Annotated in this window: 20 protein-coding genes; 14 read left to right on the top strand and 6 right to left on the bottom strand. The window is 64.3% G+C overall.

Annotated elements, in window-relative coordinates:
- From IVB45_RS24930 to IVB45_RS24910, 5 genes are all read left to right on the top strand, one after another.
- On the top strand, positions 1–2379 hold the full coding sequence (locus IVB45_RS24930; protein ID WP_247287363.1) for a flagellar hook associated protein: 2379 nt from the start codon (positions 1–3) through the stop codon (positions 2377–2379).
- Between the two features lie 71 nt (positions 2380–2450).
- Positions 2451–3233: a hypothetical protein gene (locus IVB45_RS24925; RefSeq protein WP_247362588.1), complete on the top strand. Its 783-nt coding sequence runs from the start codon at positions 2451–2453 to the stop codon at positions 3231–3233.
- Positions 3223–4872, top strand: coding sequence for a hypothetical protein (locus IVB45_RS24920; protein WP_247362585.1), 1650 nt, complete (start codon positions 3223–3225; stop codon positions 4870–4872). The genes IVB45_RS24925 and IVB45_RS24920 overlap by 11 nt, the downstream gene beginning before the upstream one ends.
- A 1-nt stretch (position 4873) precedes the next feature.
- Positions 4874–6127: a hypothetical protein gene (locus tag IVB45_RS24915; protein ID WP_247362582.1), complete on the top strand. Its 1254-nt coding sequence runs from the start codon at positions 4874–4876 to the stop codon at positions 6125–6127.
- The gene (locus IVB45_RS24910; protein ID WP_247362579.1) at positions 6124–7620 is read left to right on the top strand and encodes an aspartate aminotransferase family protein; all 1497 of its coding nucleotides are present in this window, start codon (positions 6124–6126) and stop codon (positions 7618–7620) included. Before IVB45_RS24915 ends, IVB45_RS24910 begins: the two co-directional genes overlap by 4 nt.
- Before the next feature lie 102 nt (positions 7621–7722).
- Here IVB45_RS24910 and flbT read toward each other — a convergent pair whose 3' ends face one another.
- Entirely contained in the window at positions 7723–8163 is a 441-nt protein-coding gene (flbT, locus tag IVB45_RS24905; protein WP_027566886.1) for a flagellar biosynthesis repressor FlbT, read from the bottom strand.
- 319 nt (positions 8164–8482) lie between these two features.
- Here flbT and IVB45_RS24900 point away from each other — a divergent pair, with 319 nt between their 5' ends.
- From IVB45_RS24900 to IVB45_RS24875, 6 genes are all read left to right on the top strand, one after another.
- On the top strand, positions 8483–10756 hold the full coding sequence (locus IVB45_RS24900) for a DUF1522 domain-containing protein (RefSeq protein ID WP_247807527.1): 2274 nt from the start codon (positions 8483–8485) through the stop codon (positions 10754–10756).
- A 359-nt stretch (positions 10757–11115) separates the two neighbouring features.
- On the top strand, positions 11116–13389 hold the full coding sequence (locus IVB45_RS24895; RefSeq protein WP_247807526.1) for a DUF1522 domain-containing protein: 2274 nt from the start codon (positions 11116–11118) through the stop codon (positions 13387–13389).
- Positions 13390–13714: 325 nt separating this feature from the next.
- Positions 13715–15988, top strand: coding sequence for a DUF1522 domain-containing protein (locus IVB45_RS24890; protein ID WP_247501261.1), 2274 nt, complete (start codon positions 13715–13717; stop codon positions 15986–15988).
- A gap of 214 nt (positions 15989–16202) precedes the next feature.
- Complete coding sequence (locus IVB45_RS24885; protein WP_247328448.1) at positions 16203–18491, top strand: DUF1522 domain-containing protein; 2289 nt, start codon at positions 16203–16205, stop codon at positions 18489–18491.
- Between the two features lie 290 nt (positions 18492–18781).
- Positions 18782–19150: a flagellar biosynthesis regulator FlaF gene (gene flaF, locus IVB45_RS24880; protein WP_007612319.1), complete on the top strand. Its 369-nt coding sequence runs from the start codon at positions 18782–18784 to the stop codon at positions 19148–19150.
- The gene (locus tag IVB45_RS24875) at positions 19147–19290 is read left to right on the top strand and encodes a hypothetical protein (RefSeq protein WP_155809706.1); all 144 of its coding nucleotides are present in this window, start codon (positions 19147–19149) and stop codon (positions 19288–19290) included. The genes flaF and IVB45_RS24875 overlap by 4 nt, the downstream gene beginning before the upstream one ends.
- Positions 19291–19293: 3 nt before the next feature.
- Here IVB45_RS24875 and IVB45_RS24870 read toward each other — a convergent pair whose 3' ends face one another.
- From IVB45_RS24870 to IVB45_RS24855, 4 genes are all read right to left on the bottom strand, one after another.
- Entirely contained in the window at positions 19294–19653 is a 360-nt protein-coding gene (locus IVB45_RS24870) for a hypothetical protein (protein ID WP_027567591.1), read from the bottom strand.
- 159 nt (positions 19654–19812) lie between these two features.
- Complete coding sequence (locus IVB45_RS24865; RefSeq protein WP_027518929.1) at positions 19813–20310, bottom strand: hypothetical protein; 498 nt, start codon at positions 20308–20310, stop codon at positions 19813–19815.
- A gap of 11 nt (positions 20311–20321) precedes the next feature.
- Positions 20322–20687 carry a flagellar assembly peptidoglycan hydrolase FlgJ gene (gene flgJ, locus IVB45_RS24860; RefSeq protein WP_027567592.1) on the bottom strand — a complete coding sequence of 122 codons (366 nt, stop codon included), beginning with the start codon at positions 20685–20687 and terminating at the stop codon, positions 20322–20324.
- Positions 20687–21811 (bottom strand): flagellar basal body P-ring protein FlgI, encoded by a 1125-nt coding sequence (locus IVB45_RS24855; RefSeq protein WP_007602120.1) that lies wholly within the window; start codon positions 21809–21811, stop codon positions 20687–20689. Before IVB45_RS24855 ends, flgJ begins: the two co-directional genes overlap by 1 nt.
- A gap of 270 nt (positions 21812–22081) precedes the next feature.
- On the opposite strand from IVB45_RS24855, the gene IVB45_RS24850 reads away from it, so the two are divergent.
- Entirely contained in the window at positions 22082–22495 is a 414-nt protein-coding gene (locus tag IVB45_RS24850; protein ID WP_247362574.1) for a flagellar assembly protein FliX, read from the top strand.
- Between the two features lie 4 nt (positions 22496–22499).
- Here IVB45_RS24850 and IVB45_RS24845 read toward each other — a convergent pair whose 3' ends face one another.
- Positions 22500–22871, bottom strand: a complete 372-nt coding sequence (locus IVB45_RS24845) for a helix-turn-helix domain-containing protein (protein ID WP_027518927.1) — start codon at positions 22869–22871, stop codon at positions 22500–22502.
- 149 nt (positions 22872–23020) lie between these two features.
- Here IVB45_RS24845 and IVB45_RS24840 point away from each other — a divergent pair, with 149 nt between their 5' ends.
- Complete coding sequence (locus IVB45_RS24840; RefSeq protein WP_247362572.1) at positions 23021–23632, top strand: NAD(P)-dependent oxidoreductase; 612 nt, start codon at positions 23021–23023, stop codon at positions 23630–23632.
- A gap of 210 nt (positions 23633–23842) precedes the next feature.
- Positions 23843–24208 (top strand): RNA polymerase-binding protein DksA, encoded by a 366-nt coding sequence (dksA, locus tag IVB45_RS24835; RefSeq protein WP_008554760.1) that lies wholly within the window; start codon positions 23843–23845, stop codon positions 24206–24208.
- Positions 24209–24423 lie beyond the last annotated feature (215 nt).

Below are 24423 nucleotides of genomic sequence, written 5' to 3'. Positions count from 1 at the left end.
ATGTCGATCAGCAGCATCAACTACTCCTCGTCGGTTCTCGGCTCGCAGATCCGCAACATCAACCAGCAGCTCACCGACCTGTCGACGCAGCTCTCGACCGGCAAGCTGTCGCAGAACTATTCCGGCATGGGCACCAACGAGGGCTTTGCGATCGCCGGGCGCGCGCAACTCTCCAACATCGCCGCCTATACCGACACGATGACCAACGTCAACGTCAGCATCAACCTCGCCAATACCGCGTTGCAGTCGCTGACCACGATCCGCAACACGGTGCAGACGGGTTCGGCCAACACCGCGCAGGATCTCAACGTCAACGGCCAGACGGTTGCGCAAAACACCGCAGCTGCGCAATTCGGCTCGATGGTCGGCGTTCTCAATACGCAATCCGGCAACCGCTATCTGTTCTCCGGCACCGCCTTCAACACGCCGTCGGTCGCGAATGCCGGCGACATCATCAACGGCACCACGACGCAGGCGGGCTTCAAGACCGTCATGGCGGAGCGCCAGGCCGCCGACCTCGGCGCCAATGGCATGGGCCGGCTGGTGCTGGCGACGCCACAGCCGACGCCGAGCTCTGTGATGGTCTCGGAGGACGCGGCCGTATCGCCATTCGGCCTGAAGATCGCTGCAGTCTCCTCGACGCTGACCGGCGCGACGGTCACCGGCCCGAGCGGCTCGCCGGTGTCGTTCTCGGTCGACCTCAACGGCGTCAATCCGAAAAATGGCGACAAGCTCAGCGTGCAGTTCACGCTGCCCGATGGCTCGACCGAGCAGATTGACCTGACGGCGTCCACCGCGACGCCGACGCCTGTCGGCAGCTTTGCCATCGATGCAAGCGTCCCGGTCAACCCGAACAACACGGCGACGAACCTCAACACCGCGCTGAACACCGCGATCAAGAAGCTCGCCGGCACCTCGCTGGTGGCGGCCTCCGCCGTCACCGCCGGCGACAATTTCTTCAATACGGCGGGATCAGCCACCGCGAATGTGGCGGCCACCGGCAATCTGCGCTCCTATACCTCGACGACCGGGACGGGCTCGGTCGCGTTGCAGGACAGCGCATTGGCGATTGCGTCTACGACCACGTCGCTCGATTCTTCGGCGACACCCCATCTCAACGGGACCATTCTCAACGCGCTCGCCAACGCTCCGACCGGTACCACCCTGACCATCACCGGCGCGAGCGGCGCCCATACCATTACCTTCGACCCTAACGTCACCACTGTCACGACGGCTAGCGGCAATACCACGATCGGATTGGCTTCGGGCAGCGCCGCGAAGGTGTCTGATATCTTGAATGCAATCGCGACTGCCGCCGGCATCCCCGCCGCCAACGTGACTCTGAGCGCCGGCGGCAATATCCAGATCGCGACCGGCACCGGCACGGACGTGGCGGTCACCGGCGGCGCGGCGGCCACGGCGCTCGGTCTCAGCAGCGTGACGCGCGGCAGCGTGGCGTCGACGCCTCAGATCACCGGTTCAACTGTGCTGAGCGGCACTGCGACCACGGGCGGCCCGGAAGTCCTCTCGGCGGCGTTCCAGGCGGGGTCGGCGGGTCCGCCTGCCGTTAATCCCGATACGATCACGGTGAACGGTCAGACGCTGACTTTTGTCGCCTCGGGCGCCAGCGGCCCAAACCAGATCAACATCACCGACAACATCACAACTCTGCTTGGCAAGATCGATCAGATCACCGGCACCACGAAGCCGTCGACCATCCATGGCGGCGTGATCACGATCAACACGGACGATCCCGGGAGCCTCAACATCACGAGCTCGAACAGCACGGCGTTCGCGGCGCTCGGCTTCACGACCTCCCCGGTCACGGCGGCAAAGGCTCCGCTGCGCGTCGGCTCGTCGCCCCTCGGCTCGGCGACGACGCTGGTGAACGGCTCGGCCACCACCGTGCAATGGTACCTGGGCAATGACGGCCCCGGCTCGCCGCGCTCCACCGCGATGGCCCGGGTCGACGATTCCGTCACGGTGCAGTATGGCGCGCAGGCGAACGAGGACGCGATCCGCAAGGAGCTGCAGGCAGTCGCCGTGTTCGGGACGTTCTCGACCTCGCCGACCGGGCAGTATTCGGGCGGGCAGGTCGCCGCACTGAGCCTGCGGGTGACGCAGGCCCTGACCAAGCAGCCCGGCCAGCAGCGCATCGAGGACATCCAGACCGACATCGCGATGGCCCAGAACACCATGAAGGACGCGGGTACGCGCCAGACCCAGGCCAAGGCGCAGCTCCAGACTATCATCGACCAGGCGGAATCGGCGCCGCCGGACCAAGTTGCGAGCGAGATCCTGTCGCTCCAGAATGCACTCCAGGCGTCCTACCAGGTGACCTCGAACCTCGCGCAGCTCTCGCTCGTCAAGTTCCTGTAGGCGGGCGTTAAGGCGCCGTTAACCATGCCTCTTTACCTCTTGGTGAGGATTGCAGCGGGGCGGAGCTGACGATGTCGGAGAAGATGAAACTGGTGGTGGCCACGCCATGTTTCGGCGGGCAGGTGACGAGCATCTATGCGAGCTCGATCTTCGCGCTCCAGCGCGCGGTGCACGGTATGGCCAATCTCGAGCTCAAGGTGCTGCTGCGCGACGGCGATGCGCTGATCACGCGCGCGCGGGCCAATTTGGCCGCGATGTTCCTGGACGATCCCGAAGCGACGCATTTCCTGTTCATCGATGCCGACATCGGCTTCAAGCCGGAGCAGGTGTTCCGGCTGATCGAGTGCGGCGCGGACGTCGTCGCCGGCTGCTATCCGATCAAGCGGATCAACTGGGACAAGGCCGCGCGGGCGATCCAGTCCGGCCGCGCCGACGTGCCGGCCGCATCGCTCGACTACGTGCTCGAGATCGGGGACCCCGACCGCATCGTGGTAGTGAACGGATTCACCCGTGTGCGCTACGCCGGCACCGGCTTCCTGATGATCCGGCGCTCCGTGCTCGAGGCGATGTGCCGCCATCCGGACTACGCGGCTTTGCAATTCTTCCGCGAGCATTCGCACGATACGCTGGCGGCGAGCCAGAACCGGTTTGCCTTGTTCGAATGCATGATCGATGCGGCGACCGGCACCTATCTGTCCGAGGACTTCGCCTTCTGCAAGCGCTGGACCGACATCGGCGGCGAGATCTGGGCCGACATCCAGAGCTCGCTCGATCACGTCGGACCGTCGGTGTTCCACGGCGACATCACCTCGCAATTCGCAGCGGCGCCCGCGGCGGCGGCCGATGCGGCGTGAGCCTTTCGGGATGAGCGCCGGCGCATCCCGTCTGTCAGCCAGCGAGCGCGCGTCCGACGGCGGCTCGCGCTATCGCCTGCGCGATCTCTTCACACCGCTGGATACGCTGCTCGCCTCCGGCGGAGACCCGCGGCTGGCGCTCGATCCGAACGACCGTGTCAACGCCTATGGCTGCGCGGCTTCGCCGGAGCCGGAGCTCTGGAATTTCGCCTCCGCAACCGCGTCGACGATCTCGCAGATGGCCTATGACCGTGCCGCGTTGGCGCGCGAAGAGCTGATGCACAAGTGCCTGTTCGACGAGGTCGAAATCGCCTTTGACGCCCGCTGCGAAGATATGCGCGAGGAGCTGCGCGGCCACCTTGCGCTCTCGTCGCGCATCGACGTCGTGTTCTCGCCGTCCGGCACGGACTCCCAGCTTCTCGCCCTGTTCGCGGCGCGCGCAGTGCTCGGCGCGGCGCCGGTGACGATCGTGGTCGGCGCCGACCAGACCGGAAGCGGAACGCCGCATACTGCACGCGGCCACCATTTCAGCACGATGACCGCAGGCGGCATGGCCGTGCGCAAGGACGGCGCGGTGACGGGGCTCGCCGGCGACAGCATTGCTGTGCCGCTGATCGACATGGCGGCCGGCATTGCGATGCGCACCGATGCCGATGCCGCCGTGCTGCGCGCGGTCGAGACCAGCCTCGCGCAAGGCCGCCGCGTTTTGTTGCAGATCATGGATTCGTCAAAACTCGGTTGGCGCGCTCCAAGCGAGGCCTGTCTCGATGAGATCGCGCGGCGCTGGCCGCGCAAGGTTCAATTCGTCGTCGATGCTTGTCAGGCGCGGCTCGGCCGCCGGCGGCTGCGCGGCTATCTCGACCGCGGTTACATGGTGCTGATCACCGGTTCGAAATTCTTCGGCGGACCCGCCTTCAGCGGTGCGCTGCTGCTGCCGAAAGGCCTGTCGCGGTCGATCGACCGGATGGGCGCGATCGCGCCTGGCATCTTCGATTATGCCGGCCGCTGCGACTGGCCGGTGGCGTGGACGACGCTACGCTCGCGCTTCGAGCGCCGGCCGAATTTCGGTCAATGGCTGCGCTGGGAGGCGGCGCTGGCCGAGATCGGCAGCTACTACGCCGTGCCCGGGGCTTTCCGCGCCAGGATGCTGGCCGAGCTTGCAGCCGGCATCGACAGCATGATCGCGTTGTCGCCGTCGCTTCGCGCCGTTCCCACCGCGATCGAGAAGTCAGGCGCGGACGACGAGGAATTCGCACAAGCCACGATCTTTCCGTTCACGCTGCTGCGCGGCGGCAAGCCGGTCTCGATCGCCGAGACCAGCGCCGTGCATCGGGCGCTGGCGTGCGACATGGCCGAGGAGATCAGCGGCAGCGCGGCGGACCGGCAAGTGGCCGCCCAGCGCTGTCTCGTCGGCCAGCCGGTCCGACTGGAGCGGCAGGACAGCGCGCCGCAGGCCGTGTTGCGCCTCTGCGTCGGCGCACGATTGGTGACCGAGGCGTGGTCGCCGGATGCAATGCAGACGCAACGCAATGTGCAGCAGGTTCTCGATCGCATCGCACATGTGCTGGTGAAGATCGAGCTGCTGCTTGATCGTGGCGCGGTCGCGGCCGTGCCGATAAAGCCCGCGTTCGAGGTGTGAGATGCAACATCCAGTTTCCGCGCCGAGCGGCGTGACCGCGCCGAACCATGCCGACCGCATCGGCTTTGCGCAACTGACGCGCCGCGCCTTCGAGGGGGGCGACCTGCATCCGTTGCGCGACCGGCTGCTGTCGCGGATCGAGGAGGGGACGGCCGAGGCGGGCGAAGGCCTCGACCTCTCGCTGATTGCCCAGCTTCTCGGCGAGAAGGAGGCCGGGCTGGTGATCCAGACCGAGGTGCTCTCCTTCCACCAATTGTTTCGTACGCCTTGCGCTGCTCCAAAACCCCGCCTGCGCGTGCTCGCGCTCGCCGCCGATATCGACATGGGTGGCAACACGCCGATCGACTTCCTGCTTGAAGACTCCGACATCGAGCTGTTGACGCTTTACGTGGTCAAGGGCATCGGCCTGCCGGAGACTTTGCCCGAGCACGACGTCGCTATCGTGATCGCATCCGATTCCGAGGAGTGCCGGGAGGCGCTCGCGTTGATCGAGAAGGCCGCGCCGCGTTGGCCGAGGCCGCTGCTCAATCGTCCGGATCTCATCGGCAATCTCGATCGCGACAAGCTCTATCGTCTGCTGGCGGGCGTGCCCGGCCTGGACATTCCCGCGACCATCCACGCGACGCGCGCGCAATTGTCGGATCTCTCCACGGGGAATATCGCCTGCGAGGACATTGCGGGCGAACCGCACTTTCCGATGATCGCGCGGCCGCGCGGCTCGCATGCCGGCGTCGGGCTTGCCAAGCTCGATGACGCGGCGGCGCTCGCGACCTATCTCGCCGATCGGCAAGAGCAGGATTTTTTCGTCGCTCGCTTCGTCGACTATGCGAGTCCGGACGGGCTCTATCGCAAATATCGTCTCGCCATGGTCGACGGCAAACCCTATGCCTGCCACATGGCGATCGCCGATCGCTGGGACATCTGGTATCTCAACGCCTTCATGGCGTTCAGCGAGGAGAAGCGGGCCGAGGAAGCCGTCTTCATGCTCGACTTCGATCATGCGTTCGCGGCGCGCCACAAAATCGCGCTCGACGAGATGAGCAGGCGCGTCGGCCTCGACTACTTCATCGTCGATTGCGCCGAGAACCAGAACGGCGAACTCCTGGTCTTCGAAGCCGACAACACCGCCGTCGTGCACAACATGGATCCGCCGGCCGTGTTTCCGTACAAACCGCCGCAGATGCGCAAGATCTTTGCGGCATTCACGGCGATGTTGTCGCGGCATGCGCGAGCGGGCGAGGAGAGTGCAGCATGAACGAGATCATCCGCAACACGCAAAGCTCCGTCACGCACACCTCGCTCGATCCGCAGGACTGGAGCGAGTTTCGCGCGCTCGCCCATCGCATGCTTGACGAAACGATCGACGGCATCGCCAACGTTCGCGCGCGCCCGGTGTGGCAGCCAATCCCCGACGGCGTCCGCGCGGCATTCAAGGCCGACGTGCCGCGCGAGGCGAGCGATCTCGCCGACGTCTATCGCGACTTCTCCGAACATGTCGCGCCCTATGCGACCGGGAACGTTCATCCCGGTTTCATGGGCTGGGTGCATGGCGGCGGCACAGCGGTCGGCATGGTCGCGGAAATGCTCGCGGCGGGTCTCAACGCCAATCTCGGCGGCCGCGACCACATGCCGATCGAGGTCGAGCGCCAGATCGTCCACTGGATGCGCAGCCTGTTCGCCTTCCCGGAAAGCGCGAGCGGCATCTTCGTCACGGGCACGTCGATGGCCAATCTGATGGCGGTGCTGGTGGCACGTACGAGCGCGCTCGGCACGCTGGCGCGGCAGTACGGCATCGGCAATGACGGTGCGCTTCTCACCGCCTATACATCGCAGGCCGCGCATGGCTGCGTCTCGAGGGCGATGGACATCGCCGGGCTTGGCACCGATGCGCTGCGCAAGATCGGCGTCGATGCCGATCATCGCATCGACGTTGCCGCGCTCCGTGCGCAGATTGCGATCGATCGCGAGGTTGGCTTCAAGCCGTTCCTCGTCGTCGCATCCGCCGGTACGGTCGACATCGGCGCGGTCGACGATCTCAAGGCGATCGCGGAGCTGTGCCGCGAGGAGGGGATCTGGTTTCACGTCGACGGCGCCTTCGGTGCGCTCGCGATCCTGTCGCCCGAGCTTGCGCCGCTGCTCGGTGGCATCGAGCTTGCGGATTCCATTGCGCTCGACTTCCACAAATGGGGACAGGTGCCTTATGACGCCGGCTTCCTGCTGGTGCGCGACGGCGAGCAGCATCGGCAGGCCTTTGCGCAGCCCGCGGCCTATCTGCGCCGCGAGGCGAGGGGACTTGCGGCCGGCGCGATCTGGCCCTGCGATCTCGGTCCCGATCTGTCGCGCGGCTTCCGTGCGCTGAAGACGTGGTTCACGCTGAAGACGTTTGGCACCGATCGGCTTGGTGCGGTGATCGCGCGAAGCTGTGCGCTGGCGAAATATCTGGAGACGCGCATTCTCGCTGAGCCGCGGCTGGAATTGCTGGCGCCGGTCAATCTCAACATCGTCTGCTTCCGTTACCGCGCTGCCGACGAGGTCAATCGCGAGATCGTCGCCGACATCCAGGAGTCCGGTATCGCGGCGCCCTCGAGCACGACGCTGGACGGCAGGTTTGCGATCCGCGCCGCGATCGTCAATCACCGTACCGACGAGTCCGACATCGACGCGCTTGTCGCGGCCGTGCTGGAATTCGGCGGACGCCGGAGCGGGGGAGTGATCGAAGTCGAGGCGCCGCCGCTCGCGGCACAGTAGCCTTGATGCTGGCCTGAAACGACAACGGCCCCGGAGGCGATCCGGGGCCGTTGTCGTTTCAGGCCGGTCGTTCGCGCAGCGTGGCCGCGCGAACGCGTGGGATCATGCGGCGGTGCTGACGTCGTCCTTGTCCGCTTCGGCCTTGGGATGCGTGGCCTCGAACTGGCCCCGCAACTTCTCTTCATAGGCGATCAGCTTGCGGGCATCCTTCAGCGCGCGATAGAGGTCGCCGTTGAGGATGTTGTTGTTGATGCCCTCGATGATCGGCCAGGAACTCGGCACCGCGGTGACGATGTCGCGCACCAGGTTGAAATAGGTGCCGTGCTGGGTCTGTGGATCCGGCGAGATGTACATGAGCTGGACCGCCAGATAGACGAGCTTGGCGGGCGAGTCGGCGGTCTCCGGCGTGAGGATGTCGCGCTCGCGCAGGATCGGCACGTTGTCGCCGTCGATCAGAAGGCGGGCGCGCTGGTCGGTGTTGGTTATTACGCAGTTACCGACGATGATGCGTTCGTGCGGTCTGAGCTCGACCTTGAGGGCCATGCCTGTTCTCCATCAACGCTTTCGTAACCGAGCGTGTGTTGCGGCGGATCAGGGCGCAATACTCCATCAAGACTAGTTAACGAGTTGTAAATCCCGGCCGATGCCGCGGAAAAACTCAATCATATCAAGGCCAAAAACGCCCGGCTGCGTGGCGTCGCGAGTGTGCGAATGGGCCGAATCGCGCGCCGACTCAGCAAAAGCGCCGATTTCATTTCATGTTTCGTTAGAGGACTCCGCCCCACGGTCCGCCGGTCGCTGGGTCACTCGATCCATGCAGACGCGTAACAGTAAGCGTCGTTTACCAGAAAGGTAACACCCAATGTCCGGTATCGTTCTCTCCTCCTCGGTTCGTCAGAACCTCCTCTCCCTCCAGTCCACCGCTGATCTTCTCGCCACCACGCAGAACCGTCTGTCGACCGGCAAGAGCGTCAATTCGGCTCTGGACAATCCCACCAACTTCTTCACGGCACAGTCGCTCGACAACCGCGCCAGCGACATCAACAATCTGCTCGATGGCATCGCCAACGGCGTGCAGGTGCTGCAGGCCGCCAACACCGGCATCACCTCGCTGCAGAAGCTGATCGACTCTGCGAAGTCGATCGCCAACCAGGCGCTGCAGACCACCGTCGGCTACTCCACCAAGTCCAACGTCTCCGCCACGATCGCGGGTGCGACGGCGGCCGATTTGCGCGGCACCACGAGCTTCGCCAGTGCGACCGCAAGCAGCAACGTCGTGTTTAGCGGCGCGGCGGGCGGCACCACGGCGGCGACCGGCACCACGACGCTCGGCGCCACCATCGGCTCCTTTGCAAGCACGGGCGCGACGGCCGGTGACGGCACCACGGCCCTGACCGGCGCCATCACCCTGATCGCCACCAACGGCACGACCGCGACCGGCCTGGCCGGCAACGCCCAGCCTGCCGATGGCGACACGGTGACCGTGAACGGCAAGACCATCACGTTCCGCAGCGGCGCGGCTCCGGCGTCGACCGCCGTTCCGAGCGGTTCGGGCGTCAGCGGCAACCTCGTCACCGACGGCAGCGGCAACACCACCGTCTATCTCGCCACCGCGACCGTCAACGATCTCTTGTCCGCGATCGATCTGGCCAGCGGCGTCAAGACCGTCTCCATCACCTCCGGCGCTGCGACGATCTCCACGAGCGCCAGCCAGCCAGGTGCTGCCGTCTCGACCGCTGCAGGTGGCGCCGTCACGCTGAAGAGCTCGACGGGTGCGGATCTCAGCGTCACCGGCAAGGCCGACCTGCTCAAGGCTCTCGGCCTGACGACTGCTGTGGGCGGCGGCAACGCCACCGTCAACGTCAACCGGACCACGAGCTCGGCCTCACTGGGTGCGACGATCGCCGACGGTTCGACGCTGAACGTCGACGGCCACGTCATCACCTTCAAGAACGCGCCGATCCCGGGTTCGACCGGTGCTCCGAGCGTTCCGAGCGGTTATGGTACGAGCGGTAACGTCCTCACCGACGGCAATGGCAACTCGACGGTTTATCTGCAGGCCGGCACGGTCAACGACGTGCTGAAGGCGATCGACCTTGCCACCGGCGTGCAGACCGCGACGGTCAATGCCAACGGCACCGCGACGCTTGCGACCGCCACGGGCCAGACCAACTCGTCGATCAATGCCTCGGGTCAGCTCAAGCTCTCGACCGGCGTCAATGCCGACCTCTCGATCACCGGTACAGGCAATGCGCTGAATGCGCTTGGCTTCGCCGGCAACACCGGGACCTCGAGCGCGTTCACCGCGGCCCGCACCTCCGGCGTCGGTGGCCTCAGCGGCAAGACCTTGACCTTCTCCTCCTTCAACGGCGGCACGGCGGTCAATGTCACCTTCGGCGACGGCACCAGCGGCACGGTCAAGACGCTCGATCAGCTCAACACGAAGCTTCAGGCCAACAACCTGACGGCGACGATCGACGCCAACGGCCTGCTGACGGTCTCGACCACCAACGACTACGCGTCCTCGACCATCGGTTCGAGCGCCGCGGGTGGTGCGATCGGCGGCACGCTGACTTCGGCGCTGACGTTCTCGACGGCTTCCAGCCCCGTCCAGGACACGGTTGCCCAGACCTCGCGTTCGAACCTGGTGTCTCAGTACAACAACATCCTGAACCAGATCGACACGACCTCGCAGGACTCCTCGTTCAACGGCGTCAACCTCTTGAACGGCGACCAGCTCAAGCTGGTGTTCGACGAGACCGGCAAGTCGAACCTCAGCATCACCGGCGTGACCTACAACTCCAAGGGTCTCGGCCTCGCGGCGCTGACCAGCGGTGTCGACTTCATCGACAACTCCGCGACCAACAAGGTGCTGTCGAACCTGAACGCCGCGTCGAGCACGCTGCGCTCGGAAGCTTCGAGCCTCGGCTCGAACCTCTCGGTGGTGCAGGTTCGTCAGGACTTCAACAAGAGCCTGATCAACGTGCTGCAGACCGGTTCGTCCAACCTGACCCTGGCCGACACCAACACCGAAGCGGCCAACAGCCAGGCGCTGTCGACCCGCCAGTCGATCGCGGTCTCCGCGCTGTCGCTGGCCAACCAGTCGCAGCAGAGCGTGCTCCAGCTGCTCCGCTAACAAGCGGACGAACATCGTAAGACGACTATTGCGGCGGGGCTTCGGCTCCGCCGCTTTCTTTTTGCAACGGCATCAGAGTGCCGCTCGACGAAGTGCAACGATGCATTCGGATGCAGCCGATTGCTTACTCTGAGTTATGGTTGACAAGTCGCAAACGCCGGGTCGTTGCGCGAAAAAGCATCATGCTATCATGACGATATGGACGAGCCTGAGATGGCTCCGATTGCTCATATGGTGAATCCGCGCAAGGACTGGCGCGACACGCTTCATGCTTTGTTAGCCGTCTGTGTTCACCGTCCCGGACATCGATTAATCCTAATCGAAGTTTGTTGCGTTGCGTACCAGAAGGGTAACACTCAATGTCCGGTATTGTTCTCTCCTCGTCGGTTCGTCAGAACCTGCTCTCCCTCCAGTCCACCGCTGATCTTCTCGCCACCACTCAGAGCCGTCTGTCGACCGGCAAGAGCGTCAATTCGGCCCTGGACAATCCCACCAACTTCTTCACCGCACAGTCGCTCGACAACCGCGCCAGCGACATCAACAATCTGCTCGACGGCATCGCCAACGGCGTGCAGGTGCTGCAGGCCGCCAACACCGGCATCACCTCGCTGCAGAAGCTGATCGACTCTGCGAAGTCGATCGCCAACCAGGCGCTGCAGACCACCGTCGGCTACTCCACCAAGTCCAACGTCTCCACCACCATCGCCGGTGCGACATCGGCCGACCTGCGCGGCACGACCAGCTTCGCCAGCGCGACCGCGAGCAGCAACGTCGTGTATAACGGCACGGCCGGCGGTACCACGGCGGCGACCGGCACCACGACGCTCGGCGCCACCATCGGCTCCTTTGCAAGCACGGGCGCGACGGCCGGTGACGGCACCACGGCCCTGACCGGCGCCATCACCCTGATCGCCACCAACGGCACGACCGCGACCGGCCTGTCCGGCAACGCCCAGCCTGCCGATGGCGACACGGTGACCGTGAACGGCAAGACCATCACGTTCCGCAGCGGCGCGGCTCCGGCGTCGACCGCCGTTCCGAGCGGTTCGGGCGTCAGCGGCAACCTCGTCACCGACGGCAGCGGCAACACCACCGTCTATCTCGCCACCGCGACCGTCAACGATCTCTTGTCCGCGATCGATCTGGCCAGCGGCGTCAAGACCGTATCCATCACCGCGGGTGCTGCGACGATCGCGGTGAGCAACAGTCAGCCAGGTGCTGCCGTCTCGACCGCCGCAGGTGGTGCCGTCACGCTGAAGAGTTCGACAGGTGCGGATCTGAGCGTCACCGGCAAGGCTGACCTGCTCAAGGCTCTCGGCCTGACGACGGCTGTGGGTGGCGGCAACGCCACCGTCAACGTCAACCGGACCACGAGCTCGGGCTCGCTGGGGGCGACGATCGCCGACGGTTCGACGCTGAATGTCGACGGTCACGTCATTACCTTCAAGAACGCGCCGATCCCGGGCTCGACCGGTGCTCCGAGCGTTCCGAGCGGTTATGGTACGAGCGGTAACGTCCTCACCGACGGCAATGGCAACTCGACGGTCTATCTGCAGGCCGGCACGATCAACGACGTGCTCAAGGCGATCGACCTTGCCAGTGGCGTGCAGACCGCGACGGTCAATGCCAACGGCACCGCGACGGTTGCGACTGCGGCCGGCCAGACCAACTCGTCGATCAATGCCTCGGGTCAGCTCAAGATCTCGACCGGCGTCAATGCCGACCTGTCGATCACCGGCACCGGCAACGCGCTGAACGCGCTTGGCTTCGCCGGCAACACCGGGACCTCGAGCGCCTTCACCGCCGCGCGCACCTCCGGCGTCGGCGGCCTCACCGGCAAGACCTTGACCTTCTCCTCCTTCAACGGCGGCACGGCGGTCAACGTCACCTTCGGCGACGGTACCAACGGCACGGTCAAGACGCTCGATCAGCTCAACACGAAGCTTCAGGCCAACAACCTGACGGCGACGATCGACGCCAACGGCCTGCTGACGGTCTCGACCACCAACGACTACGCGTCCTCGACCATCGGTTCGAGCGCCGCGGGTGGTGCGATCGGCGGCACGCTGACCTCGTCCCTGACGTTCTCGACGGCTTCCAGCCCCGTCCAGGACACGGTTGCCCAGACCTCGCGTTCGAACCTGGTCGGCCAGTACAACAACATCCTTGCGCAGATCGACTCGACCTCGCAGGACTCCTCGTTCAACGGCGTCAACCTCTTGAACGGCGACCAGCTCAAGCTGGTGTTTGACGAGACCGGCAAGTCGAACCTGAGCATCACCGGCGTGACCTACAACTCCAAGGGTCTCGGCCTCGCCTCGCTGACCAGCGGTGTCGACTTCATCGACAACGCTGCCACCAACAAGGTGCTGACCAACCTGAACTCGGCGTCGAGCACGCTGCGTTCGGAAGCGTCGAGCCTTGGTTCGAACCTCACGATCGTGCAGGTGCGTCAGGACTTCAACAAGAACCTGATCAACGTGCTGCAGACCGGTTCGTCCAACCTGACCCTGGCCGACACCAACGTCGAGGCGGCCAACAGCCAGGCGCTGTCGACCCGCCAGTCGATCGCGGTCTCCGCGCTGTCGCTGGCCAACCAGTCGCAGCAGAGCGTGCTGCAGCTGCTCCGCTAACTAGCGGACGACATCGCAAGCAAGATCTGGCGGCGGGGCTTCGGCCCCGCCGCTTTTTTTGCGCGTCAGCTGTCATTCGAGTAGCCTTGCGACGCTCTGAAAAGTAACCAGCGGTTATGGTTAATGGAGAGTAAGCGTGGATAAATGCCAATGATTTCAACCTGATTGCCGGCCGGGACCACGCCTTCCGCGCGCTTATGGTGAACCCGCGCTTAATGCGGACGCGCGTCGTTTCACCCTTTGTTAGCCATGTCGGGGCACGCTGTCCCCGTCACTCGATCTGAAGCGATCGAACGAAGACGCGTAAACCAGAAGGGTAAGAGTCATGTCCGGTATTGTTCTCTCTGCGTCGGTTCGTCAGAACCTGCTGTCTCTCCAGTCCACCGCTGATCTTCTCGCCACCACACAGAACCGTCTGTCGACCGGCAAGAGCGTCAACTCGGCCCTGGACAATCCCACCAACTTCTTCACTGCACAGTCGCTCGACAACCGCGCCAGCGACATCAACAATCTGCTCGACGGCATCGCCAACGGCGTGCAGGTGCTGCAGGCTGCCAACACCGGCCTGACCTCGTTGCAGAAGCTGATCGACTCTGCGAAGTCGATCGCCAACCAGGCGCTGCAGACCACCGTCGGCTACTCCACCAAGTCCAACGTCTCCACCACGATCGCTGGTGCGACGGCGGCGGACCTGCGCGGCACGACCTCCTTTGCCAGCGCGACTGCGAGCAGCAACGTGCTCTATAACGGCACGGCCGGCGGTACCACGGCCGCAACCGGCACCACGACCCTCGGCGCCACCATCGGCTCCTTTGCAAGCACGGGCGCGACGGCCGGTGATGGCACCACGGCCCTGACCGGCGCCATCACCCTGATCGCCACCAACGGCACGACCGCGACCGGCCTGGCCGGCAACGCCCAGCCTGCCGATGGCGACACGGTGACCGTGAACGGCAAGACCATCACGTTCCGCAGCGGCGCGGCTCCGGCGTCGACCGCCGTTCCGAGCGGTTCCGGCGTCAGCGGCAACCTCGTCACCGACGGCAGCGGCAACACCACCGTCTATCTCGCCACCGCGACCGTCAACGATCTCTTGTCCGCGATCGATCTGGCAAGCGGCGTCAAGACCGTCTCCATCACCTCCGGCGCTGCGACGATCTCCACGAGCGCCAGCCAGCCAGGTGCTGCCGTCTCGACCGCTGCAGGTGGCGCCGTCACGCTGAAGAGCTCGACGGGTGCGGATCTCAGCGTCACCGGCAAGGCTGACCTGCTCAAGGCTCTCGGCCTGACGACGTCTACCGGTGCGGGCAACGCCACCGTCAACGTCGCACGGACCACGAGCGCCGCCTCGCTGGGTGCAACCCTTACGGACGGTTCGTCGCTGAACGTCGATGGTCATACCATCACCTTCAAGAACGCGCCGATCCCGGGCTCGACCGGTGCTCCGAGCGTTCCGAGCGGCTTCGGTGCCAGCGGTAACATCCTCACCGACGGCAACGGCAACTCGACCGTCTACCTGCAGGCCGGCACGGTTGCCGACGTGCTCAAGGCGATTGACCTTGCCACCGGCGTGCAGACCGCGACGATCAACGCCAACGGCACCGCGACGCTTGCGACCGCCACAGGCCAGTCGAACTCGACGATCAATACGTCCGGTCAGCTCAAGCTCTCGACCGGCATCAATGCCGATCTGACGATCACGGGCAGCGGCAATGCACTGAATGTATTCGGGCTGGCCGGCAACACCGGCAGTGCGTCGGCATTCACCGCGGCGCGCACCTCCGGGGTCGGCGGCATTGCCGGCAAGACCTTGACCTTCTCCGCGTTCAACGGCGGCACGGCGGTCAATGTCACCTTCGGCGACGGCACCAACGGCACGGTCAAGACGCTCGATCAGCTCAACACGGCGCTTCTGGCCAACAATCTGGCTGCAACGATCGACGCCAACGGCCGGCTGACCATCACGGCGTCCAACGACTACGCGTCCTCGACGATCGGTTCGACCGTCGCAGGCGGTGGCATCGGCGGCACGCTGACTTCGGCGCTGACCTTCTCGACGGCTTCCAGCCCCGTCCAGGATGCGGTTGCACAGACGGCCCGTGCGAACCTGGTGTCTCAGTACAACAACATCCTGAACCAGATCGACACGACCTCGCAGGACTCCTCGTTCAACGGCGTCAATTTGCTGAACGGCGATCAACTCAAGCTGGTGTTCGACGAGACCGGCAAGTCGAGCCTCAACATCACCGGCGTGACCTACAACTCCAAGGGTCTGGGCCTCGCTGCCCTGACCGTCGGTGTCGACTTCATCGACAACGCCGCGTCCAATCGCGTGCTGACCAACCTGAACGCCGCGTCGAGCACGCTGCGCTCGGAAGCCTCAGCGCTCGGTTCGAACCTCTCGGTGGTGCAGGTGCGTCAGGACTTCAACAAGAACCTGATCAACGTGCTGCAGACCGGTTCTTCGAACCTCACGCTGTCCGATACCAACGTCGAGGCGGCCAACAGCCAGGCGCTGTCGACCCGCCAGTCGATCGCGGTCTCCGCGCTGTCGCTGGCCAACACTTCGCAGCAGAGTGTGCTCCAATTGCTCCGATAAGTAACTGGTATCATTAAATAAAATAAGAGCGGCGGGGTCATTTGCCCCGCCGCTTTTTTGCGTCTGGAGGGGGCAGGGACGTTCACCGCCCATTAACCCTATCCCTTAAACCGGCGTTAACCATACTTTAAAGGACAGCCTCTAAGACTGGACAAAAGCCCGCTTTCAAGACCGCGCGGCCGATTCGTACCCGGTTCAAGAGGAAGACTCGCCAATGTCCAACATCGTTCTCTCGGCGTCCGTTCGCCAGAACCTGTTGTCGCTGCAGTCGACGGCCGACTTGCTGGCCACGACGCAGGAGCGGCTGTCGACCGGTAAGAAGGTCAACACAGCGCTCGACAATCCCACCAACTTCTTCACGGCCCAGGGGTTGGACAACCGGGCGAGCGACATCGGCAACCTGCTGGATGGCATCAACAACGGTGTGCAGGTGCTCCAGGCCGCGAACACCGGCATCACCTCGCTGCAGAAGCTGATCGACAGCGCCAAGTCGATCGCCAACCAGGCGTTGCAGACCACGGTCGGCTATTCCACGAAATCGAACGTCTCCACCACGATTCCCGGTGCGACGCCCGCCGACCTGCGCGGCACGACCTCCTATGCGAGCGCGACCGCCAAGAGCAACGTGCTCTATACCGGCGCAGCCGGTGGCGTGACCCCGGTCACGGGAACCGCCGCGCTCGGCGCCTCGCTGGGCTCGAACGCGGGCACGAATGTCGGGTTCGCCGCGACCGCGGCCGACGGCACGACTGCACTGTCCGGTACCACCACGCTGGTCGGCACCACGACATCCACCACCTTCGGCGCGCCGCCCGCTGACGGCGACACGATCACGGTCAACGGCAAGACCATCACCTTCCGCACCGGTATCGCGCCGACGACGCAGCCGACCGGCTGGGGCCTCAACCCCAGTGGGCACATCGCCACCGACGGTAACGGCAATTCGATCGTCTACGAGGGAACGCCGGCTGCGCCCGGCGCGACTGTCAACGACGTCCTCAGCGCGATCGACCTCGCCAGCGGCGTCAAGACCGCGGCAATCAGTGCAGGCGCGGCAACCATTACGGTCAGCGGCTCGACCGGTCCGATCGGCACGCTGCAGGTGGCATCGTCCGTCACGGGCGGCCAAGTCACGCTGAAGAGTTCGACCGGCGCCGATCTGAGCTTGACGGGCAAGGCCGATTTCCTCAACAAGCTCGGTCTGACCGCGGCGACCGGCGCAGGCAATGCGAGCGTGAGCGCGGACCGATCGACCACCGCGGGCTCGCTCGGCTCGCTCGTTCAGGACGGCTCGACGCTGAACATCGACGGCCACACCATCACTTTCAAAAACGCCCAGTCGCCCCAGTCGGCGTTGAGCGTGACCTCCGGCGGCGTCAACAACAATATCGTCACCGACGGCAACGGCAATTCGACCGTCTACCTCCAGAGCGCGACGCTCACCGATCTGCTCAACTCGATCGACCTCGCCACCGGCGTCAAGACCGCCAGCATCTTCAACGGCGCGGCGACGCTGTCGACCACCGCGGGCCAGATCCCCTCGTCGGTCAACAGCAGCGGTCAGCTTGCGCTCTCTACCGGCATCAACGCCGACCTGTCGATCACCGGCACCGGCAACGCGCTCAACGCATTCGGTCTCAGCGGCAATACGGGGACGGCGACCGCTTTCGCCGCAGCACGTAACTCCGGTGTCGGCGGGGTCAGCGGCAAGACGCTGACCTTCACCTCCTTCAACGGCGGCACGGCCGTCAACGTCACCTTCGGCGACGGCACCAACGGCACCGTCAAGACGCTCGACCAGCTCAATGTGCAGCTTCAAGCCAACCACCTGACGGCGACCATCGACGCCAATGGCGTGCTGACGGTCACCACCGTCAACGAGTACGCATCCTCGACCCTCGGCTCGAGTACTGCCGGCGGCACGGTCGGCGGTACGCTCACCGGCGTGCTGGCCTTTACCACCGCGCAGCCCCCGATTCAGGATCCCGTCGCGCAGACCGCGCGCTCCGGCCTGGTCAGTCAGTTCAACAACATCCTGGCGCAGATCGACACGACCTCGCAGGACTCGTCCTTCAACGGCGTCAACCTGCTCAACGGCGACACGCTGAAGCTGGTCTTCAACGAGAACGGCAGCTCGACGCTCGGCATCAACGGCGTGGTGTTCAACGCGGCCGGCCTGGGTCTCAGCAATCTCGTTCCGGGCACGGACTTCATCGACAACGGTGCCACCAACAAGGTGCTGGCCAGCCTGAATGCCGCCTCGAGCACGTTGCGCTCCGAGGGTTCTTCGCTCGGTTCGAATCTGTCGATCGTGCAGGTGCGTCAGGACTTCTCCAAGAACCTGATCAACGTTCTGCAGACCGGCTCGGCCAACCTGACGCTGGCCGATACCAACGAGGAAGCGGCGAACAGCCAGGCGCTGTCGACCCGCCAGTCGATCGCGGTGTCCGCGCTGTCGCTGGCCAACCAGTCGCAACAGAGCGTGCTGCAGCTGCTCCGCTAATTTCGCGGCGCAGGTCGCTCATCGATTTCGCGGCGGGGCTAACGCTCCGCCGTTCATTTTACTGAGATCGCTAAGGCAGGATTAGCTGAGATCGACGCGCACCACGCGCGACGTGTTTACAGCGTGCACATGCGCGTCTAGCTTCACGATGACGAAGAACTCCGAGACCCGTAATAATCCGGAGTGCTTCCAAGCACACATGTAAGCAAATCTTAAGCGGTGCTGCCTAGGGTCAGGAAAGAAATCCTTAAGCGCGTTCAACGCGCTAGGTAACCTCCAGGGTGTGATTGATGTCGAATTCCGCTGCCTCGGCCTACGCGCGTGTTGCAACGACCACCGCATCTCCTCGCGACATCGAAGCGCAGACCCTGCTCAAGGCCGCGAACAAGCTTCAGGATGCGATCAACAGCGCCGAGCCGTTCAGCGAGCAGACCACGCAGGCCCTGATGTTCAATCGCAAGCTCTGGACGATTTTCCTGAGCGAGGCCATGCGCGAGAACAATCCGCAGCCGATCGACGTCCGGCAGAAGATCGCCAACATCAGCGTGTTCGTGCTGAGCCAGACCGCCGCGCTGCAGATGAGCCCGCAGTTCGATCACTTCCGTCCGCTGATCGAGATCAACCGCAATATCGCCGCTGGTCTCTCCGGCCGTCCGTGATCGAGCACGGCTCGTTCCGCTTCGGCAACACCAAATCCACGCTGACGGATACCGGCAAGACGCAGATCAGGAACGTCGTCACCGGTCCCGCGACCGGTTCGAGCGATCTCGATGTTGCCGTTGCGAGGCTCGACGCCTGATGGTCAGGCGCTGCGGTCCGTGCTGGCCGGACGGGAGGGCTCGGATTTCAAATCCTGCGCATGGAAATAGGCCCGCCGGCGCAGCATTGCTTCGTCGGGGAACTGGTTGACCACCGCGTCGGTCCTGTCGTTGACGACCTGGAAGACGAACGACGCCGCCGCCTGGTCGAACACGACCTGGCGTGAGACGTTCTCGCTGCTTCGCAAATCATTACGTGCAGGCGCGCTCGCCTCGCCAGCGGCCACTGTCTGGCTCACGGGCAGATCGGTTTGCACGGCCTCGTTCGCCGCCGCATTGGACGTCGTTACGATCTGCACGGCGACCGGTATCCCCACCGGCCTGATGCTGAAATCTGTACTCATGGCAGCCTCCTGGTTGCCTCACGTGAGTCAAATCCCAACCCCTCTCAATACGCAACCATGGAACACCAGGATTGAACACCCGGTAAGGAAACGTGCCTAACCGCGCGACGATGTTGCCGCGCGGTTTTTCGTAAAATTGTCGTTTGTTGTTGCGCGCGCTCAGAGCGAGCGGCTGACCGCGAGCGGCGTGATGTGGCGTGGGCCCGGCGTGGCGCGGCGTCCCGCGGCCGTGTAGGTGTTCGGCACGTTGCGCTTCTGGATCTCGGCGTTGACGCCGCGCACGACGCTCTCCGAAACGGCGTGAGCGGTTGCGAGCACGGTGAGATTGACCTGGAGCATCGCGCGGAATGCATCGTGGTGCCGATGCAGCGTCGAGAGCAGCTCGGGCGCGGATTTGGCGAGCTGCGCCTGGTTCGCCTTCAACTGGGTGACGGCGCCGACATAGTTTCGCGACAGCTCCTGCTTCTTGCTCTCGAGGGTCATCGCCTCGCGGACCTGGCCGGCACGTACCAGCTCGGTCTCGCGCTCGATCAGGCCGAGCAGCGCACTCATCGCATCCATCAACTGCTCGGCGATCTTGCGCGCCTCGGCGCTGCCGGGTGCGGTGTTCGGGCGCTGCGCTTGCACCGGCTGACGCGAGGCGTTGAAGTGGTTCATCTCGTTTGACCTTATGCCGTGCGGATCGTTTTTGCCTGCTGCATGATCAGGGTGCGATAGACGTCGGTGGCGATGCCGACGCCGCCGGCGTTGGCGAAATTCTTGGAATATTGTTCGGTCAGCATCGAGCGCCATACGCCGGTGCCGGGGGTGTCGCCGAATGGGCCTTCGCCCTTCAAACCCGAGGTCATCTGCGAGAACATGCTGTTGAGGAACATCGCCTCGAAGTCGGTGGCGATCTTCTGCGCCTTGGCCTGCTGCTTCGGCGGGACCTTTTGCAGTGCCGCGGCGAGATCGAAGTCCGGGCGGCCATTGCGGCTCTCCACCGAGAAGGCGGAGCTTGCGACCCGTGCGGTGTTGACCATGCCGGTCTGCATCACATCACCTCGATGTCGGCTTCGATCGCACCGGCGGCCTTGATCGCCTGCAGGATGCTGATGAGATCGCGCGGGCCGATGCCGAGACCGTTGAGGCCGTCGACGAGCTGCTGAAGCGAGACGCCGTCCTTGACGACGGCGAACTTCTTGCCGTCCTCGGTGACGCTGACGCTGCTGCGCGGCGCGACCACGGTCCGGCCCCGGGACAGCGGGTTGGGCTGGCTGACCTGCGGGCTCTCGGAGATCGTGACGGTGAGGTTGCCCTGTGCGACCGCAACGGTGGCGACGCGGACGTCGCGGCCCATCACGATGATGCCGCTGCGTTCGTCGATGATGATCTTGGCGGCGAGATCCGGATCGACCTGGAGCTGCTCGATCTCTGTGAGAAACGCGACGACGTTGCCCTTGAACTCCGGCGGGATCGCAAGCTGCACGGTCGATGGGTCGATCGGCTCGGCGGTCTTGACGCCGAGATAGTCGTTGATCGCGGCGGCGATCCGCTTGGCCGTGGTGAAGTCGGCATTGCGCAGTGCAAGTCGAACGTTCGGCAGGCGATTGAGCGCGAACTCGATCTCGCGCTCGATGATGGCGCCGTTGACAATGCGTCCGACCGTTGGCACGCCACGCACGATTTTCGCCGCCTCGCCCTCGGCCTGGAAGCCGGAGATCGCGAGTGAGCCCTGTGCGACCGAATAGACGTTGCCGTCGGCGCCGAGGAGTGGGGTGACGAGCAGGGTGCCGCCCTGGAGATTCTTGGCGTCGCCGAGCGCGGAGACGGTGACGTCCATGCGCGTGCCCTGGGTGGCGAAGGCCGGCAGATTGCCCGTCACCATCACGGCGGCGACGTTGCCGGTGCGGATGGTGGCGCCCCGGATGTTGACGCCCATGCGCTCGAGCATCGCTTGCAGCGACTGCTTGGTGAAGGGGATGTTGTTGAGGGTGTCGCCGGTGCCGTTGAGACCGACGACGAGGCCGTAGCCGATGAGCTGGTTCTGCCGCACGCCTTCGATGTTGGCGAGATCCTTGATGCGCGATGTCGCGCTTGCAGAATTGACCGAGAGCACCAGCGCTGACAGCGCGGCGCAGGCCACCCCCACAAGTCTCACCCAACGAACGCTTGGCATCCTCTGCTCCCCGAGGCTCCTCAAATCAAAGGACCATCACGACACTCCCATGACGAGCTGGTCCGACGCTGTCCTTGCGAGCGCTGTGCCAACTCGGGGCAGCGGGGGTAGGTCGCTGAATAGGTTGAATAAATCTGTTTCGAGCGACCTCAGCCGGTGTTGTCCCTGAGGAGCGAAACTGCCGCCCGTCGGCAGATTTTGCCGGGCTGTTTACGGGCCGTTAACCATAAAACGGCGAATGTGGCGCATCAATCACCCGGATTGCTTCCGATGCGCATCTACGGACCGAACGGCACCATGCTTGCAACGCCGGCCAACCAGGCCAGGCGGACGAGCTCCGGCGGCTTCGTGCTACCCGACACCTCGTCGGCGCCGGAGACGCGAGGCGCCGCCGCACCGAAGGCGGCCGCCAACATCGACGGGCTGCTGGCGCTGCAAGGCATCGAAGAGGATCCGATCGAGCGTCGCAAGCGCTCGGTCGTGCGCGGAAAGACCGCGCTCGACGTGCTCGACGATCTCAAAATGGGACTTCTCTCCGGCAAGCTCGACGCCTCGACCGTGATGCGGCTGCGTGACGCTGCGGCGAACCTGAAATCGTCCTCCGGCGACTCCGGCCTGGATTCGGTGCTGTCGGAGATCGAGCTGCGAGTCGAGGTCGAGCTCGCCAAGGCCGGGCAGGCATAGCGTCCTACGCCGCTTCATCCTTCAACTGCGCGTCGTAGCGGCGCTGGGCGGCGAGCACGTCTTTCAGATTCTGTTCGGCCCAATCGCGCAGCGGATCGACGGCTGCGGCGAGCGTCACGCCGAGCTGCGTGATCGAGTATTCCACGGTCACCGGCACGGTTGCGATGGCGTGACGCTTGATCAATCCGTCGCGCTCGAGCGACTTGAGAACCTGGCTCAGCATCTTCTGCGAAATGCCTTCGATCGTGCGGCGCAACTGATTGAAGCGCATCGGCTCCTCGCGCAGCAGCAGCAGGATCAGCACCGCCCATTTGTCACCGACGCGGTCGAGGATCTGTCGCGTGGGGCAGTTCGCTGCATAGACGTCTGGCTTCATCGTCGGGTCCTCACGATCCATTCCGCTCATTTGCCGGCCGCCGCCGGTTACTCCTGCGTAATCAGGTAAGCACAAAGTGCTCTCTTAACACCAGCGCTCTTTGCGATATCTAGTCACCATTGGTTACTACAGAAGCAAAGGAGCCTTCCATGAAAATCGCAGTTGCCGGCGCCTCGGGCCGGGCCGGGTCGGAGATCACCAAAGAACTGTCCCGCCGCGGCCACACGGTTACGGCCATCGCCCGCAACCCCGAGAAGATCGCGACCCTGCCGAACGTCACGCCCACCAAGGGGGACGTGCTCGAGCAGTCAGACCTTGCCAAGTTGTGGGCCGGGCACGACGTCGCCGTGAGTTCCGTACACTTCCTGGCCAGCGACGCGCTCAAGCTGATCGGCGCGGCCAAGGACTCGAAGGTTGGTCATTACCTCGTCGTCGGCGGAGCCGGTAGCCTAGAGGTCGCTCCGGGCGTCAAATTGGTGACAACTCCCGCTTTTCCGGCTCAGTACAAGGCTGAGGCGGAGGCGGGTTCGGCCTTTCTCGACCTGCTGCGGCAGGAAAAGGCGCTGAACTGGACTTTTATCTCGCCGTCGGCCCTGTTCATCGAGGGGGAGCGCACCGGCAAGTTCCGGCTTGGCACCGATCAGCTTCTCGCAGATGCGAACGGCAAAAGCTGGATCACCTTCGCGGATTACGCCATCGCGCTCGCCGACGAGATCGAGCGGCCGGCCCATGAGAGGCAACGTTTCACGGTCGGCTACTAGGCCTACGGCCGCTCCCTTCAGGATAAACCTTTCCTGTGCAAGGGCTTGGGGGCGCCGGTCGGGCTATCAGGGAAACATTGTCTGTCACAGGAGGCCGCTATATAACGCCCCGCTCAGCGGACCCCGTTCCGCGTACGAGTCGTTGCTTAGACAGATAGGCCGCCCTTGGAAAAGTTGAAAAACTACCGACCGACCGAAAAAGAGCCTTTCATGAACGACAGGCAGAAGGAGTACTTCCGCTTGAAGCTCCTCGCCTGGAAGGATGAGATCCTCAAGGAGTCCAAGCTCACCCTGCAAGCCCTGCAGGAGGAGAACGTGAACCACCCCGATCTCGCCGATCGGGCATCGTCCGAAACCGACCGCGCCATCGAACTCCGTGCCCGCGACCGCCAGCGCAAGTTGATCGCCAAGATCGACGCCGCGCTCCAGCGTATCGAGGACAACACCTACGGCTATTGCGAGGACACCGGCGAGCCGATCTCGTTGAAGCGGCTCGAGGCCCGTCCCATCGCGACGCTCTCGGTGGAGGCGCAGGAGCGTCACGAGAAACGCGAGAAGGTCTATCGCGACGAATAGAGTCCGAGCCGCAGCGATGCGGCTCTTTGTTTTTGAACGCAAGGTGCGCCTTTTCGCGCCGTGATCAGCATTTTGCCTGTCGCTTGCAACCGCGCGTTCGACGCGCGAGCGCAATCACGAAAAGTGAATCGCGATCAATGGGCTAGACTCAACTCCTCCGAGCTCACGTGAGTTCGGATGAGAAACAGCCTTCACTTCAGGTGCGGGAGGTTTTG

This window comes from Bradyrhizobium sp. 4, from assembly GCF_023100905.1.
In the GTDB taxonomy this organism is placed as follows: Bacteria; Pseudomonadota; Alphaproteobacteria; order Rhizobiales; family Xanthobacteraceae; genus Bradyrhizobium.
The sequence above is the reverse complement of the archived record's forward strand: the minus strand, read 5'-3'. Positions and strand labels throughout refer to the sequence as shown.

What these genes read in the sequence shown, in the direction of transcription:
- IVB45_RS24930 (WP_247287363.1), top strand. Translation starts at nt 1, where the DNA reads ATGTCGATCAGCAGCATCAACTACTCCTCGTCGGTTCTCGGCTCGCAG.
- IVB45_RS24925 (WP_247362588.1), top strand. Translation starts at nt 2,451, where the DNA reads ATGTCGGAGAAGATGAAACTGGTGGTGGCCACGCCATGTTTCGGCGGG.
- IVB45_RS24920 (WP_247362585.1), top strand. Translation starts at nt 3,223, where the DNA reads ATGCGGCGTGAGCCTTTCGGGATGAGCGCCGGCGCATCCCGTCTGTCA.
- IVB45_RS24915 (WP_247362582.1), top strand. Translation starts at nt 4,874, where the DNA reads ATGCAACATCCAGTTTCCGCGCCGAGCGGCGTGACCGCGCCGAACCAT.
- IVB45_RS24910 (WP_247362579.1), top strand. Translation starts at nt 6,124, where the DNA reads ATGAACGAGATCATCCGCAACACGCAAAGCTCCGTCACGCACACCTCG.
- flbT (WP_027566886.1), bottom strand. Translation starts at nt 8,163, where the DNA reads ATGGCCCTCAAGGTCGAGCTCAGACCGCACGAACGCATCATCGTCGGT.
- IVB45_RS24900 (WP_247807527.1), top strand. Translation starts at nt 8,483, where the DNA reads ATGTCCGGTATCGTTCTCTCCTCCTCGGTTCGTCAGAACCTCCTCTCC.
- IVB45_RS24895 (WP_247807526.1), top strand. Translation starts at nt 11,116, where the DNA reads ATGTCCGGTATTGTTCTCTCCTCGTCGGTTCGTCAGAACCTGCTCTCC.
- IVB45_RS24890 (WP_247501261.1), top strand. Translation starts at nt 13,715, where the DNA reads ATGTCCGGTATTGTTCTCTCTGCGTCGGTTCGTCAGAACCTGCTGTCT.
- IVB45_RS24885 (WP_247328448.1), top strand. Translation starts at nt 16,203, where the DNA reads ATGTCCAACATCGTTCTCTCGGCGTCCGTTCGCCAGAACCTGTTGTCG.
- flaF (WP_007612319.1), top strand. Translation starts at nt 18,782, where the DNA reads ATGTCGAATTCCGCTGCCTCGGCCTACGCGCGTGTTGCAACGACCACC.
- IVB45_RS24870 (WP_027567591.1), bottom strand. Translation starts at nt 19,653, where the DNA reads ATGAGTACAGATTTCAGCATCAGGCCGGTGGGGATACCGGTCGCCGTG.
- IVB45_RS24865 (WP_027518929.1), bottom strand. Translation starts at nt 20,310, where the DNA reads ATGAACCACTTCAACGCCTCGCGTCAGCCGGTGCAAGCGCAGCGCCCG.
- flgJ (WP_027567592.1), bottom strand. Translation starts at nt 20,687, where the DNA reads ATGCAGACCGGCATGGTCAACACCGCACGGGTCGCAAGCTCCGCCTTC.
- IVB45_RS24855 (WP_007602120.1), bottom strand. Translation starts at nt 21,811, where the DNA reads ATGCCAAGCGTTCGTTGGGTGAGACTTGTGGGGGTGGCCTGCGCCGCG.
- IVB45_RS24850 (WP_247362574.1), top strand. Translation starts at nt 22,082, where the DNA reads ATGCGCATCTACGGACCGAACGGCACCATGCTTGCAACGCCGGCCAAC.
- IVB45_RS24845 (WP_027518927.1), bottom strand. Translation starts at nt 22,871, where the DNA reads ATGAAGCCAGACGTCTATGCAGCGAACTGCCCCACGCGACAGATCCTC.
- IVB45_RS24840 (WP_247362572.1), top strand. Translation starts at nt 23,021, where the DNA reads ATGAAAATCGCAGTTGCCGGCGCCTCGGGCCGGGCCGGGTCGGAGATC.
- dksA (WP_008554760.1), top strand. Translation starts at nt 23,843, where the DNA reads ATGAACGACAGGCAGAAGGAGTACTTCCGCTTGAAGCTCCTCGCCTGG.